The organism is Alkaliflexus imshenetskii DSM 15055, assembly GCF_000517065.1.
Lineage (GTDB): Bacteria > Bacteroidota > Bacteroidia > Bacteroidales > Marinilabiliaceae > Alkaliflexus > Alkaliflexus imshenetskii.
Genome location: NZ_KI912105.1, coordinates 1,262,352 through 1,277,018, shown reverse-complemented (window position 1 = coordinate 1,277,018; position 14,667 = coordinate 1,262,352). Strand labels below are relative to the sequence as shown.

The 14,667-nt window shown below is 45.2% G+C and carries 12 protein-coding genes; 11 read left to right on the top strand and 1 reads right to left on the bottom strand.

What is annotated here, in order from left to right:
* Positions 1–100 precede the first annotated feature (100 nt).
* The 4 genes from tgt (at position 101) to ALKIM_RS0105160 (ending at position 4,638) form a co-directional block, all read left to right on the top strand.
* Positions 101–1,231, top strand: coding sequence for a tRNA guanosine(34) transglycosylase Tgt (gene tgt / locus ALKIM_RS0105180; RefSeq protein WP_026473708.1), 1,131 nt, complete (start codon positions 101–103; stop codon positions 1,229–1,231).
* 107 nt (positions 1,232–1,338) lie between these two features.
* On the top strand, positions 1,339–2,418 hold the full coding sequence (locus tag ALKIM_RS0105175; protein ID WP_026473707.1) for an LptF/LptG family permease: 1,080 nt from the start codon (positions 1,339–1,341) through the stop codon (positions 2,416–2,418).
* Positions 2,419–2,761: 343 nt separating this feature from the next.
* Positions 2,762–4,306, top strand: coding sequence for an acyl-CoA carboxylase subunit beta (locus ALKIM_RS0105165; protein ID WP_026473706.1), 1,545 nt, complete (start codon positions 2,762–2,764; stop codon positions 4,304–4,306).
* Between the two features lie 11 nt (positions 4,307–4,317).
* Positions 4,318–4,638, top strand: a complete 321-nt coding sequence (locus ALKIM_RS0105160; RefSeq protein WP_026473705.1) for a biotin/lipoyl-containing protein — start codon at positions 4,318–4,320, stop codon at positions 4,636–4,638.
* Positions 4,639–4,671: 33 nt separating this feature from the next.
* Here ALKIM_RS0105160 and ALKIM_RS0105155 read toward each other — a convergent pair whose 3' ends face one another.
* Entirely contained in the window at positions 4,672–6,699 is a 2,028-nt protein-coding gene (locus tag ALKIM_RS0105155) for a S9 family peptidase (RefSeq protein ID WP_026473704.1), read from the bottom strand.
* A gap of 286 nt (positions 6,700–6,985) precedes the next feature.
* Between ALKIM_RS0105155 and ALKIM_RS0105150 the strand changes: the two genes are divergently transcribed.
* From ALKIM_RS0105150 to asnS, 7 genes are all read left to right on the top strand, one after another.
* Positions 6,986–7,453, top strand: coding sequence for a GbsR/MarR family transcriptional regulator (locus ALKIM_RS0105150; protein WP_026473703.1), 468 nt, complete (start codon positions 6,986–6,988; stop codon positions 7,451–7,453).
* Positions 7,454–7,669: 216 nt separating this feature from the next.
* Positions 7,670–8,434, top strand: a complete 765-nt coding sequence (locus ALKIM_RS0105145; RefSeq protein ID WP_084555808.1) for an outer membrane lipoprotein-sorting protein — start codon at positions 7,670–7,672, stop codon at positions 8,432–8,434.
* 30 nt (positions 8,435–8,464) lie between these two features.
* Positions 8,465–9,691, top strand: coding sequence for an ABC transporter permease (locus ALKIM_RS0105140; RefSeq protein WP_026473701.1), 1,227 nt, complete (start codon positions 8,465–8,467; stop codon positions 9,689–9,691).
* A gap of 3 nt (positions 9,692–9,694) precedes the next feature.
* Positions 9,695–10,918 carry an ABC transporter permease gene (locus tag ALKIM_RS0105135; protein WP_026473700.1) on the top strand — a complete coding sequence of 408 codons (1,224 nt, stop codon included), beginning with the start codon at positions 9,695–9,697 and terminating at the stop codon, positions 10,916–10,918.
* Between the two features lie 118 nt (positions 10,919–11,036).
* Complete coding sequence (locus tag ALKIM_RS0105130) at positions 11,037–11,723, top strand: ABC transporter ATP-binding protein (protein WP_026473699.1); 687 nt, start codon at positions 11,037–11,039, stop codon at positions 11,721–11,723.
* A gap of 40 nt (positions 11,724–11,763) precedes the next feature.
* Positions 11,764–12,921, top strand: coding sequence for a hypothetical protein (locus tag ALKIM_RS0105125; RefSeq protein ID WP_157363791.1), 1,158 nt, complete (start codon positions 11,764–11,766; stop codon positions 12,919–12,921).
* A 163-nt stretch (positions 12,922–13,084) separates the two neighbouring features.
* A complete protein-coding gene (gene asnS / locus ALKIM_RS0105120; protein ID WP_026473697.1) occupies positions 13,085–14,524 on the top strand; it encodes an asparagine--tRNA ligase in 1,440 nt (479 codons plus the stop codon).
* The last annotated feature ends 143 nt before the right edge of the window (positions 14,525–14,667 follow it).

Below are 14,667 nucleotides of genomic sequence, written 5' to 3'. Positions count from 1 at the left end.
AAGAGGTGTTTTTAAAGATGTGTTTGCGACTGGTTTGTGCATTGGCTGTGAAATCGGTTCTAAATTGTATCTTTGCCATCCAAAATTTGAATACATATCAATGGATTTTGTTTTACAAAAGACGGATGGCGCTTCGGCAGCCAGAGCCGGAGAAATTACCACCGACCACGGGACGATTCAAACACCGATTTTTATGCCGGTGGGCACTGTGGGTTCGGTAAAGGGTATTCATGTTAAAGATTTAGAAGAGCAGGTAAATGCTCAAATCATACTTGGAAACACTTATCACCTCTATCTGCGTCCCGGTCTTGATGTGTTGAAACAAGCTGGCGGGCTTCACCGTTTTAATGGATGGAAACGTCCCATATTAACTGACAGTGGAGGTTTTCAGGTGTTTTCGCTCAGCCATCGGCGTAAGTTAAATGAATCCGGAGCAGAGTTTCAATCGCATATAGATGGTTCACGCCATGTGTTTACACCCGAAGGTGTGGTGGATATACAGCGCACCATTGGCGCCGATATTATCATGGCTTTTGATGAGTGTCCGCCCGGCGATTCGGATTTCAAATATGCCAAAGAATCCATGCATCTGACTCACCGCTGGCTTAAGAGAGGTATCGACCGATTTGACTCAACTGAGCCTTTGTACGAATACAATCAAACTTTTTTTCCCATCGTACAGGGTGCCGGTTTTCCGGAGTTGAGAAAGCAATCGGCCGAGTACATCGCGGCATTTGGCCGTGAAGGTAATGCCATTGGCGGTCTTGCTGTTGGCGAACCCGAAGAGGTGATGTATGAGATGATTGAGGTTGTGAATGGCATCCTACCAAAAGATAAACCACGTTATTTGATGGGAGTTGGCACTCCGGTTAACATACTCGAGGCAATCTCTTTGGGTGTGGATATGTTTGATTGTGTGATGCCTACGCGTAACGGGCGCAACGGTATGTTGTTTACTTCACAAGGCATCATCAACATAAAAAATGAGAAGTGGAAACATGACTTTTCACCCATCGATCCGGATGCGCATTGTACGCTCGATGCCATCTATTCAAAAGCTTATCTGCGTCATTTATTTGTGTCGAAGGAGATGTTGGGGCCGCAGTTAGCTTCAATCCACAACCTGACGTTTTACTTGTGGCTGGTTGGTGAAGCCCGCCGAAGGATATTAGAAGGCACGTTTTTTGAGTGGAAAGAGCGGATGGTAAAACAACTTGCAGTACGTTTGTAATAGAGTTTTTTTACTCTTTGATTTTTTGTTCCTTTGTGAATGTATATCAGGTGGTGCCATCCTGTTGTTAACTGAAAGCGGCGAGAGCCGACAAAAACAGAGCGGATTTGAAAAAACTGGATTTATATATCTTAAGGAAGTTCCTTGGAACTTTTTTCTTTGCTATTCTGCTTATCATTAGTATCTCAGTAGTGTTTGACATGGCCGAGAAAATTGATGACTTTCTGGAGCATGCAGCACCGCTGAGAGCAATCGTTTTTGACTACTATGCAAATTTTGTCCCCTATTTTGCGAATCTATTTACACCCCTTTTTGTATTTATTGCAGTAATTTTCTTCACCTCAAAAATGGCCTATCAAACAGAGATAATCGCCATTTTGTCGAGCGGCGTAAGTTTTCGGCGTTTGATGGTGCCCTATATTATAGGTGCCGCCATTATAGGTGCGTTTTCGTTTGTGCTAGGTGCTTATATAATACCTCCTGCCAATAAAGTGCGCCTCGATTTTGAAAACACATACATTAAGAAGCGCAGGGAAACCGGGATGAATAACATCCACATGCAGATTGAACCCGGTGTGTTTGTATATGTTCGTAGATACTCCTCGTTGCGGGAGGTGGGAGACGATTTTAGCCTTGAAATTTTTGATGGGAAGCAGCTTGTGAAGAAAATTACCGCTGCCACAGCCGTTTACGACACATCGAACCATGGATGGTCCCTGCGAAACTACGTGAGACGCGACTTTTTGGCTGAGAACCGTCAGCTTATCACCGAAGGGGCACAGCTTGATACCATGCTGAATATGAAACCCGCTGATTTTAAGGAGGAGCGTAAGTTTTATGAGACAATGAACAGTCGCGAACTGGATGAGTATATCACGGAGCAGATGCAGCGGGGCGTAGGGAATGTGGAGGAGTTTCTGATTGAGAAGCATCGTCGACGGGCAGCACCTTTTTCAGCTTTTATTCTATCTATAATGGGGGTTTCACTTGCTTCGCGAAAAGTGCGTGGAGGGATGGGGCTACACATTGGTGTGGGCATCGCACTTAGTTTTACCTATATTATGTTTATGACGATATCCACCACATTTGCTGTGAATGGAAATATGAGTCCTTGGTTGGCCGTGTGGATTCCCAATTTCGTTTTCTCTATTGTGGCCGCAGTTTTATATCACAGAGCTCCCAAGTAGCGCTCTGTTCAGATATTATTCTCTTCTTTCTGTGTGCTTCTGTATAATTGCTCCTGATGGTTTATTTGGCAAGAAAAGTATTGGAGCGTTTTTCAGTTGTTGTTCGTCAATTTCTTTCGTAATTTTAATAATGTTCTGAATTTGAACATCTGACAAAAATGTTCCGTTAAAAACGCACATTTTTAATCTTTTGACAACCAGCTTTTAAGCAATTTGCAGTGAAAAATAATCCTGCAAAATGAATGTGTTTGCTGGTAAAATTAGTAATTATGTACCCTGTTTGGCTTATTATTTTATGTTGTAATAATCTGATAAGCATCAAATTAACCAAAACTTTTTTAGTATGTCATTGAAAAAGCACATCCTTGATCTTCGTAAACGAAGAGAGAAGGTTCAGTTGGGAGGTGGTGAGAAAGCCATTGAGAAACAAATGGCTATGGGCAAAATGACCGCCCGCTCGCGTATTTTGGCACTTCTCGACAATGAATCTTTTACCGAGTATGACCTTTTTGTAGAGCATGAAGCCCGTGATTTCGGGATGGATAAAAAGGAATTGCACGGAGATGGTGTGATTATAGGAACTGGTACCATTTATGGAGCACCGGTTTGTATTTTTGCACAGGATTTTACTGTTGCCGGTGGATCTTTGGGGCTAATGCATGCCCGTAAGATTACCAAAATCATGGATCACGCCCTGAAAATGAGGGTGCCGCTTATCGGTATCAACGATTCAGGTGGTGCACGAATCCAGGAAGGGGTTAACTCGTTGGCCGGTTACGGTGAAATATTCTACCGAAATACCATTGCTTCAGGTGTTATTCCACAAATCTCAGTTATCCTTGGGCCTTGCGCCGGGGGTGCAGTTTACTCTCCTGCACTTACCGACTTTGTTTTTGTGGTTGATCAGATTTCGAAAATGTTTATCACGGGTCCAAGCGTAATCAAAACGGTACTTGGCGAAGAGATTTCGATGGAAGAACTTGGTGGAGCCCGTGTTCATGCCGAAATTACCGGTAATGCGCACTTCTTTGCCGGAAGCGAGATGGAGTGTTTTGAGCAGATTAAAAAGCTCATCACCTTTATTCCATGGAATAATACCCAGAAGGCTAAGGCATTCCCACCACGTGAGCCTAAATTTAAGGGCAATATCGAGGATATTATTCCTTCTGATCCAAAGCAGCCTTATGATGTACGCGATGTAATCAAGGCTATAGTGGATGACTCCGATTTCTTTGAAATTATGGAGTATTTTGCCCCAAACATTGTGATTGGTTTTGGACGCATGAACGGACAAACTACCGGTTTTGTAGCCAACCAGCCTTTGGTGCTTGCAGGTGTACTTGATTGCGACAGTTCTGATAAAGCAGCGCGTTTCATCCGTTACTGTAACGCCTTCAACATCCCAATCATCACGCTTGAAGATATGCCTGGTTACTTACCCGGTGTGGATCAAGAACATGCTGGCGTTATTCGTCACGGCGCAAAGGTGTTGTATGCGTATTCAGAAGCTACTGTGCCTAAGATTACAGTTATTTTGCGTAAAGCTTATGGAGGAGGTTATATTGCAATGAACAGCCGTCACCTAGGTGCCGACTTCATGTTTGCCTGGCCTACTGCAGAAATTGCTGTAATGGGACCTGAAGGTGCCGCCAACATCATCTTTAAGAAAGAGATTGACGAGGCTGAAGATCCAGACAAAATGCGTGAACTTAAAGTGCAGGAATATATTGAGCGTTTTGCCAATCCTTATGTGGCTGCGGCAAAAGGTTATATCGATTCCGTTATTGAACCGTCAGAGACGCGTCAGTTGTTATTGCATGCCATCGAGGTGTCAAGCAATAAAAATGACCAAAGACCATACAAAAAACACGGAATTCCACCATTTTAATGAGCGAAACCATGGACGACAAAAAGCTGGAGCTGGTCGATTTCGCCGTTACTGCGCGTAAATATAAGACTCTGCTCACCATAAAGTTTGCCAACAGGAAAAAGTATGAGATGCCGAATCCCAATGAGATTCGCTCATATATTCCAGGAACCATCATTAAGCTGAAAGTGAAGGAAGGTGCGAAGGTTAAGGCCGGCGATACCCTGTTAATTCTGGAGGCTATGAAGATGATGAATAAAGTTCAGGCACCTTTTAATGGAAAAGTGAAGAAGATTTATGTGACCGAGGGGGAGAAAGTTCCCAAAGGTCAGGTGATAATAGAACTTGAATAACAAAACGCCCCGAAAGGGGCGTTTTTATTATCTCTATTTTAAGTATCTCTCAAGCCAGTTGTGGAGTTCCTGATACCAATAGATGGAGTTTTGCGGTTTCAGAATCCAGTGGTTTTCATCGGGAAAATAAACCAATCGGGAATCCAGCCCCATCGAGCGATAGATGCCGTACACCAGAAATCCATGTGCAACCGGTACGCGGTAATCGAGTTCGCCATGAATTACCAGCATAGGTGTTTTAAAGTTGTGGGCAAATTGTGCCGGATTATTGGCGTTGAGCTGGTCAAAATTCTCCCAAGGTGAGCCGCCATATTGATAGGCGCGATTTCCTGAGTAGTCTGAGGCAAACTGCAAATGCAGGTCGTAAACCCCTGCATGGTTCACCAGTGCAGCATAGCGGTCGGTATGACCGGCAATCCAACTAACCATGTAGCCGCCATAGCTACCGCCGGTAGCTGCCATTTTGGTTTCATCCACCAGCCCGCGTTCTATTAAATAGTCGGTGGCTTTCATGATGTCTTCAAACGGCTGGTTTGCATGTGAACCGTGGATACTCATGGTAAAATTGTTGCCAAAACTTGTTGATCCGTGAAAATTTGGCATGGCAGCGATGTATCCGGGTGCCGCAAAAAGTTGGCTGTTCCATCTGAAATGAAACGAATCGCCAAAAATACCATGTGGCCCGCCATGAATCATCAGCACCAGAGGATATTTTTTTGTGGGATCATAATCGGGTGGATACTGAATGAACATTTGCACATCGGCACCATTCGCCCCTTTGTAAGTTATGTTTTCGGTTTTCCCGAGTTTGATTCCAGCCATCAGGTCATCGTTAAAGGAGGTCATCTTTTGAGCCTGACCACGGCGGAGATCCAGTTTGTACAGTTCAGGTGGAGCACTAAGGTTGTGATGGTTGAATACCAGGTGGCGCGGGCCTGCCAGCGCGGCATTGCCATTGGTGCCACCACGGAAAAGCTCTTTGTGGCTGCCACCTTTGGCCGGAATGCTAAAAAGAGACTGCATGGCTCTGTCCTCCGCTTCGAAAAAGATGGTGCGGCCATCGGCGCTGAAGAACCAGTTGTCGCACGAGAGGTCGATGTGATGCGTCAGCGCTGTTTGCGCGCCACTTAGCAGGTCGTGAAGAGCCATTACCACCCGGTCGGCATAAAAGTGGTAAATCTCTTTTTTGCCGTATAGAATCTGTCGGCCATCGGGCGAAAAGACCGGGTTGAGGTCGTCAGCCGGATTGGATTCGGTGATGTTGGTCATTTTTCCTGAACCATCGGTTGACAACAGGAAGATGTCATAGTTCAGCCTGTCGTAGGGTGGTTGGGTAACGTTCATGCTAAGCGCTATCTGTTGGCCGTTTGGTGCAATGTCATAAGATACGCCGCCCATCATATTAAAAAAATTGTTGACGCCCGGCATCAGGTCAGTTACTTCACCTGAGGCAATTTCTAATGAGAACAAGCGCGGATAAAAACCATTGGTGAGCCATCTGTCCCAAAAGCGATACATCACATCTTCGGTCACCTTTGCAGTCACTTTGTTTTCGTTTTGCTGCTTCTGAATTTCTTTTAGTTTGTTCCAATCACCATTATAGTCGGGGTGAATGTTGGCGGCGAAGGCCAGTTTTTTCCCGTCGGGGAACCATTTTGGGGCATAGGTTCCCACTGGCAAATCAGTTACTTTTTTGGCTTCGCCACCCTGTAGCGGTAGGATGTAAAGTTGCGCTTGTGCGCCATTGCGTCGCGAGGTAAAGGCGATTTGACTGCCGTCGGGCGACCACACAGGTGCACCTTCGCTGCCTGCAAAAGTTATCTGTTTGATGGCTCCGCTCTCATTGTCCATGAGGTGCAGATGTGTTTTAGAATTGTTATCACCAATGCTGAATTCGGTCACTGTGAAAACAGTCAGTTTGCCATCTGGCGAAGCTACGGGTGCTCCAACACGTTTTACTTCCCATAAATTTTCTGCAGTGATTGGTTTTTGCTCTGTGGCTGCGAGCCAAAATGGCGTCATAATCATCAGCAACAATGCCAGCGTACTTGCTTTTTTCATTTTTTATATGATTTTGAGTTTATATTCAGATGGTTGCAACGTGGTTAATCGATTCATAATTGATTGTTGAATGCATTATGACTCCCCATTTTTAACAAATCAAGGTTCGTCGGGTTTAACCAACGTGCAAAATAATCAATCCGGAAGTAGTTTGATATGATATCTTTCAGGTAGAGATATCTGATAAAAATCACATAAGGCTTTATTGGTTCGGTATTGACAGAACTAGAAAAACATAATATTTTTGTATTGTCTCAGGTAAACTAATCAAAGCTATTTTTCAAGTATGGAAGAAGTAAATGAACGGGAGCGCTTCATCGAAGACAGCGGTCTTATGTTTGAAGCGCTAGGCACCACCCGCATGGTGGGACGAATTTTTGGGTATGTGGCCATCGCGCCCGAAGGAAGAGTGACTTTTGATGAGCTGGTAACCGGATTGGGGGCCTCAAAAAGCACCATCAGCACAAATCTTAAAACATTGGTTCAGATAAATTTTCTGAGGCCAATAACTTTCCCGGGCGACAGGCGCACCTATTATAGTTTGGATGAGCATATTTCATGGGCATCCATCATGCGTCAGCGGTTAAAAATGATTGACTATATGTTGGCGCTCTTTAATAAGGGCATTGAATTGAGGGGCGGAAAGTCCGATGGTGCAACCAACTGGCTTCGGCGCTCAATAAGTTTTTATCAGTTTATCATGGAGAAGTTTCCCAATTTGATGGAGGAATGGGAGGCAGAGAATAAGATTTGAGATTGACTTAAGTTGCTATTGGTTTAAGGTTGTATAGAAGATGTTTAGATACAAGATAATTAGATGTAAGATGGAAAGTGGTATTATTCTGGTTTTATAAGTTCTTTCCAAACCAGTCTATCCGATTATCTAATCATCTTGCATCTAATTATCTAGCATCTAATCATCTAATAAATAAAGCCCGACATAAACTAAACAGTTTAAATATCTATTAGTATGAAAAGAAGTCTGTTGGTTTTTCGATTGACAATGATGGCCATTACGCTATTCTGTTTTGTAGCGATATCTGTGGCAGATAATCCGGTTGAAATCATTCGCAAGATGGAGCAGCGCATGCAAGGTAACTCTTCTTATGCGGAGATGACAATGAAAACCGTAAGGCCGCGCTATACCCGCGAGGTTTCCATGAAAGCCTGGAGTAAAGGCGATGATTTTTCGCTCATTTTCATCACCGCTCCGGCTCGTGATAAAGGCACTGGTTTTCTGAAACGTGGTAAGGAGATATGGAACTTTGTGCCATCCATCGACCGAACCATTAAAATGCCACCATCAATGATGTCGCAATCGTGGATGGGGAGCGATTTTTCCAACGATGACCTGGTGCGCGGCAGTTCAACGGTTGAGGATTACCAACACAAGTTGCTGCGCACGGAGCTGTTCAATGGCCGCGACTGCTATGTGATTGAGCTGGTGCCATTGCCCGAGGCGGCTATTGTGTACGACAAAGTGTTGATTTGGGTAGATAAGAAGGAGTACATCCAGATGAAAGTGGAAAACTATGATGAGTTTGGCGACTGTGTAAGCACCATCACGTTCAGTGATATCAGGATGATGGGCGGACGAGAAATTCCTGCCATAATGGAGATGGTGCCTCACGACAAATCCGGACATAAAACCGTTATTGAGACGCATCATATCGAATTTGACATTCCCATTCAGGACAGCTTTTTTTCGCAGCAAAATCTGCGCAGTTTAAAATAGCCAATGCGGTACCAATAAATATAGTAGCTTATGAAGATGTTGATGATTCTTGCCTGGCGCAACCTATGGCGTAATAAGCGGCGAACCATTATTACGGTGGCATCGGTGTTTTTTGCGGTGTTGCTGGCCATCTGTTCCGAGTCATTTCAAAGGGGTAGTTATGAAATGATGATTGACAATATGGTAAAGTACAGCACCGGGTATCTAAAGGTTCAGGATGTGATGTATCATGATGAACCATCCATTGACAACTCTCTGTTGTATGACGATGCGCTGCAATCGGCACTAAAGCCCTATGCTGAAAGTATCGATTATCTGGTGCCGCGCATCCAGGGTTTTACGCTGGTGGCCAATGATGAGACCACACGCGGCGCGTTGCTCATTGGGATGAATCCTGATTCGGAAGTGCAGTTCAATGATTTCAGGGAGAATATTGTGGCGGGTGACTATTTGGAAAGCGGCGACCAATCGGTTTTAATCTCATCCGGATTGGCCAGAGTACTGAATGCCGAGGTGGGTGATACGCTCGTGTTTATTTCTCAAGGGTTTCAGGGCGCATCAGCCGCCGGTCTTTTTCCCGTGAAGGGCATAGTGCGAATTCGGGTGCCGGAGATGGACAGAGCCACAATTTTAATGCCTTTGGCAGCAGCGCAATGGTTTTTTCAGGCCGATGAGAGGTTGACGTCACTTATTGTGATGCCCAACAATCCGGCCGATACCGAACGTTTGGCCAATGCCATGGCGAAGGGCCTCGATGCTGAATGGTTTCGCCTGCTAACATGGAAGGAGTTGCTGGCCGATTTTCTCAAGTTAATGGCTTTTGATGTGGCTGCCAACAAGGTGTTTCTTTATATTCTTTATATGATTATTGCATTTGGCATCTACGGTACGGTTTTAACCATGATGGTGGAACGTACCAAGGAGCTGGCCATGATTATTTCGGTAGGAATGAAGCGAAGTCAGCTGGCGGTGGTATGTGTGATTGAAATGGTTCTGATGACTCTGCTGGGCGTTATTGCCGGGGCGTTGGCTGCTTTTCCGGTGGTGTACTATTTTCACCACAATCCAATTCAGTTGTCTGGCGAATTGGCCAATGTGATGATTGATTACGGTTTTGAGCCGGTGATGCCGTTTTCAATGTCGGCCATCAATTTCTTGTCACAGGTTTATGTGGTCTCTGTCATCTCTTTACTGGTGAGCATCTATCCGGTTTATAAAGTGTATTCCATGAAAGTGGTTGAATCATCAAAACTTTAAGGAATGAATGGAATCGTAAAAATATCATGGCGTAATGTCTGGCGAAATAAGCGCCGGAGCCTAGTCATATTAATGGCTGTGGCATTGGGACTGTGGGGCGGCATCTTTGCCACTGGGCTTGCAACCGGCATGGTCACGCAGCGGTTTAGGATAGCCATTGAGCGTCAAATATCCCACATGCAGATACATCACCCAAAATTTATAGATTATGATGAGGTGAAATACCATATTCCTGAAGCTGCTGAACTGGTGAGTCACCTGAGTTCCGATGATTTTGTAATGTCCGTTTCGGCGCGCACAATGGCCAGCGGCATGGTGGCTTCATCGGCTATTACTGCCGGCGTGCAGATTATTGGTGTGGACGCAGAGCAGGAGCGCGCCACCACGCGTTTTGATGAGTTTGTTGTGGATGGCGACTATTTTACCGATGCAGGTCGCAATCCGGTAATTGTTGGCAAGCGACTGGCCGATAAGATGAAGATTGAGCCCGGCTCCCGTTTGGTGCTTACTTTTCCCGATATGCAGGGTGAAATTGTAAGGGCATCGTTCAGGGTTGCCGGTATATATCAGACCACACATACCCAACTCGACGAGCTAAGACTTTATGTGCGGCGCAGCGACCTGCAAGCCTTGGTGGGCGAGGGTGAGCCGGTGAATGAGATTGCCATTTTGTTGAACGATGTGGAGCATTTATCCGATGTAATTGCGCAGTTAAAGAATCGTTATCCCGAACTGTCCATCCGCAGTTATGCCGAAATCTCACCTGAAGTGAGTTACATGCAGGAGATGGCAGGTATCACCTATCTGGTAATTATCATCATCATATTGCTGGCACTGGCTTTTGGACTGCTAAACACCATGCTGATGACGGTGTATGAGCGCACCCGTGAACTGGGCATGCTCATGGCGGTTGGCATGAACAAAAAGCGTGTGTTTTTGATGGTGATGTTAGAGACCACTTTTCTGACGTTTACCGGAGCCATTGTGGGTATACTGCTGGGAGGCGGAACTGTTTGGCTAACGGCGCGCAATGGGGTGGATTTGTCCGGCGTGGGAGGCGATACGCTTACCGACTTTGGTTACGATGCCGTGGTGATTCCCGAACTGCATACCTCTTTTTTTCTGAATCTTGTGATATTGGTGTTGTGTACATCGTTTCTGGCGTCGGTCTATCCCGCGTTTAAAGCATTGAAAATGCGCCCGGCTGAGGCCATCCGTAAAGATTGACAAGAATTATTAAAACAAGATTTTTAGAGGCAAAGCATAACTCAGTCGCAATATCTAGTCTATCCTTCTAAAAATCTTTTATCTATCTAAACGAGTTTTCCATATAAAGAATATAGCCATGACAAAGGTGATTCGAACAGAAAATCTGACAAAAGTTTATAACCATACAGTGGTTCCGGTGCATGCGCTTGGCGGAGTTGATTTAGAGGTTGAGAAGGGCGAGTTTACAGCCATCATTGGGCCTTCGGGCAGCGGAAAAACAACGCTTCTTAACATGATTGGCGGTCTGGACCACCCCACATCAGGACGCGTGTTTGTGGGCGACACCGAAATGACCGCATTAAAAGAGAGCAAACTTATCGATTTCAGGCTTCGCAACATTGGTTTTGTGTTTCAATCGTACAATCTGATTCCGGTGCTCACAGCAAAAGAGAACATTTCGTTTATCATGTTGCTGCAAAAACGCAGCAAAGAGGAGATGGAAGCCCGGGCCATACAGCTACTCCAAGAGGTGGGGCTGACCGACAAAGCCGATGTGCGACCACAGAAACTCTCCGGCGGACAGCAGCAGCGTGTGGCCGTGGCACGTGCGTTGGCTTCGCGACCACAATTTGTGCTGGCCGATGAACCCACTGCCAACCTCGATACGCAGTCGGCCTTTAACTTGCTCGATATTATGCAGAAACTCAACGAAGAGGAACACATTACCCTGCTCTTTTCCACGCATGACCAGCGTGTGATTGACCGGGCACGAAGGGTCATCAAACTGGTAGATGGCAAAATTGCCTCTGATGAACGACGGTAATCCCTTTTTGATGTAAAATTTTAATCTGACAGTTCGGTTGATGAGTTGCAAGTTGAAATATTTTATGCTGGTGCTTATGTGGACGATGAGTCTGGTAAGCAATGCCACATCCGGCGATTTGTCGTTGCGCGGATATGTTAAAACCATGCCATCATTTTTAATTGATGAGGGTTTTGATGAGGTCACCTTCAACAATCTTGTGCACAACCGTTTGAATTTGAGATGGCGATTGTCCGACAGTTTTTCGTTTACCGGCGAGGCTCGTAACCGCTTGTTGTATAACCCTTTGTTTGTAGAGTTCCCGTTTTATAAGGATTATCTTGGTGGCGACAATGGATTGGTAAACCTTACCGGAGTGTGGCTTGATGAGAGCCGGTGGCTTGGAGTGACAAACCTTGACCGGTTGTTTGTCGACTGGCGGCAGGGTGATTGGCAGGTGCGTATTGGGCGACAACGGGTAAATTGGGGTATTAACATGGTTTCCAATCCCAACGATTTGTTTAATACATATTCATTTTTTGATTTTGATTACCCCGAACGGCCAGGTGCCGATGCAATTCGTTTTCAATATTTTACCGGCGACTTGTCGCGGCTGGAGCTGGTTTACAACCCTGCCGACAATAGCAGGGAGAGCGTGGCCGCAGCATTGTATGCATTTAATCGCAGCCGGTACGACCTTCAGTTATTGGCCGGTTATTACCGCCACCGATTGGCCATTGGAGGTGGATGGGCCGGCAGTATCGGTGAGATGGGTTTTAAGGGGGAGGCCACCTGGTTTTATGATGTAGAGGCACAACCGAGCACCAGGCGTGGCAACCTTGTTGCTGCTGCCGGAGTCGACCATCTGTTTGCTACAGGTACTTTCGGTCTGTTTGAGTTGCTTTATAATGGTGGTCACAGACGACAAGGTGCGAATATGGTTTTGATTACCACACCTTTAGCTGCGGATAATATCATGTTCTCACAATGGGCTATGACAGCGAGTGCCACACATCCTTTTAGCCCGGTTTTAAGTGCCAATCTGGCCATTATGGCTTTGCCCGATGCAGAAGCCATATTTATTTCGCCCGGTTTCGCCCGTTCACTCACTCAGGATTGGGATTTTGAGTTTGTGGGGCAGCTGTTTACCGGTTCCGGTGATTCTCCCTTTGCAGGTGCTGGATCGGCCTGGTTTGTGTCATTAAAATATTCTTTTTGAGCAAGAACCATGTAATTACCACCTATTCGTAGAAAAAAGTTATATTTTGAGTAAAATCAGACTTTTGTTAGTAAACATTTCACTATTTTTACAGGCTAAAAGGCTGCAAAGCCTTTATTTTTTCACTTTGATAGTTTATAAACGATTTTAATTACGATTTGATATGCGACGCACGAAAATCACGGATGTTTTAAAGAGTGATGCAATAGGCAGCGAAATAGTTGTGAAAGGTTGGGTGCGAACCCGCCGGGGAAACAAGCAGGTGAATTTTATAGCTTTGAATGATGGCTCAACCATACACAATTTACAGGTTGTAGCAGATGTGGAGGTGTTTGGTGAAGAGTTGCTGCGTCGTGTGACCACCGGAGCGTCTATCGCTGTAAGAGGTGAGCTCGCTCCCTCGCAGGGAACCGGTCAGAATGTGGAGCTTCTGGCTCGAACGCTCGAAGTCATTGGCGATTGCGATGTGAATGAATATCCATTGCAACCCAAAAAGCACTCACTCGAATTTTTGCGCGAAATAGCCCATTTAAGGTTTCGGACCAACACATTCAGCGCCATCGCACGCGTGCGCCATGCCATGATTTTTGCCGTGCACAGTTTCTTCTCATCCAAGGGGTTTGTGAACATCCATACACCAATTATTACTGCTTCTGATGCTGAGGGAGCCGGTGAAATGTTTCAGGTGACCACCCTCGATTTGGAGAATATTCCACGCAATGAAGAAGGAAAAATTGATTTCAAAGAAGACTTCTTCGGCAAGGCGACCAATCTGACTGTGTCCGGCCAGTTAGAAGGAGAACTTGCTGCCATGGGTCTGGCCGATATTTACACTTTTGGACCTACTTTCAGAGCCGAAAACTCAAATACCTCGCGCCACCTGGCTGAGTTTTGGATGATAGAGCCTGAAATGGCTTTTTACGACCTTAACGACAACATGGATCTGGCCGAGGAGTTTCTCAAATACCTGATTCAATATGCACTTGATAATTGTAGCGATGACTTGCAGTTTTTGAGTTCACGTCTGGAAGAGGAGGAGAAGAATAAAAAGGCCGACGAGCGCAGTATGGAATTGATTGAAAAGTTGAAGTTTGTGCTGAACAATGAGTTCATCAGGCTAACCTATTCAGAAGCAATCGAAATACTCAAAGAGTCCAAGCCCAATAAGAAGGGTCAGTTTAAGTACCAAATTGAAGGATATGGTGCCGATTTACAGAGTGAGCACGAGCGTTATCTGGTTGAGAAACATTTTAAAAAGCCCGTTATTCTTACCGACTATCCCAAGGAGATTAAGGCTTTTTATATGAAGTTGAATGATGACAATAAAACGGTTCGTGCCATGGATGTGCTTTTCCCTCAAATTGGTGAAATCATTGGTGGTTCGCAGCGTGAGGAGAATTACGATAAACTGGTAGCCCGTATGCAAGAGATGCATATTCCGGTTGAAGAGATGTGGTGGTACCTTGACACCCGTAAGTTTGGCGCGGTGCCGCACAGTGGATTCGGATTGGGTTTTGAACGGCTGCTGTTATTCGTAACAGGTATGGGCAACATACGTGATGTGATTCCATTTCCGCGCACACCAAAAAATGCCGAGTTCTAAAAGTTTTATAATATCATCGATATTTAATAACCGGTTATACTCTGACCGGTTTTTTTATTGTCATAAAGCAACATAGAAACATTGTTAGTTTAATGCATATTCATTGTTATGATAATATGTGTCAGGCAGAATTGGTGCGTTCC

Excerpts from the sequence above, each read along its gene's own strand:
- tgt (WP_026473708.1), top strand. The coding sequence starts at position 101 with ATGGATTTTGTTTTACAAAAGACGGATGGCGCTTCGGCAGCCAGAGCC.
- ALKIM_RS0105165 (WP_026473706.1), top strand. The coding sequence starts at position 2,762 with ATGTCATTGAAAAAGCACATCCTTGATCTTCGTAAACGAAGAGAGAAG.
- ALKIM_RS0105160 (WP_026473705.1), top strand. The coding sequence starts at position 4,318 with ATGGACGACAAAAAGCTGGAGCTGGTCGATTTCGCCGTTACTGCGCGT.
- ALKIM_RS0105155 (WP_026473704.1), bottom strand. The coding sequence starts at position 6,699 with ATGAAAAAAGCAAGTACGCTGGCATTGTTGCTGATGATTATGACGCCA.
- ALKIM_RS0105150 (WP_026473703.1), top strand. The coding sequence starts at position 6,986 with ATGGAAGAAGTAAATGAACGGGAGCGCTTCATCGAAGACAGCGGTCTT.
- ALKIM_RS0105145 (WP_084555808.1), top strand. The coding sequence starts at position 7,670 with ATGAAAAGAAGTCTGTTGGTTTTTCGATTGACAATGATGGCCATTACG.
- ALKIM_RS0105140 (WP_026473701.1), top strand. The coding sequence starts at position 8,465 with ATGAAGATGTTGATGATTCTTGCCTGGCGCAACCTATGGCGTAATAAG.
- ALKIM_RS0105135 (WP_026473700.1), top strand. The coding sequence starts at position 9,695 with ATGAATGGAATCGTAAAAATATCATGGCGTAATGTCTGGCGAAATAAG.
- ALKIM_RS0105130 (WP_026473699.1), top strand. The coding sequence starts at position 11,037 with ATGACAAAGGTGATTCGAACAGAAAATCTGACAAAAGTTTATAACCAT.
- ALKIM_RS0105125 (WP_157363791.1), top strand. The coding sequence starts at position 11,764 with ATGAGTTGCAAGTTGAAATATTTTATGCTGGTGCTTATGTGGACGATG.
- asnS (WP_026473697.1), top strand. The coding sequence starts at position 13,085 with ATGCGACGCACGAAAATCACGGATGTTTTAAAGAGTGATGCAATAGGC.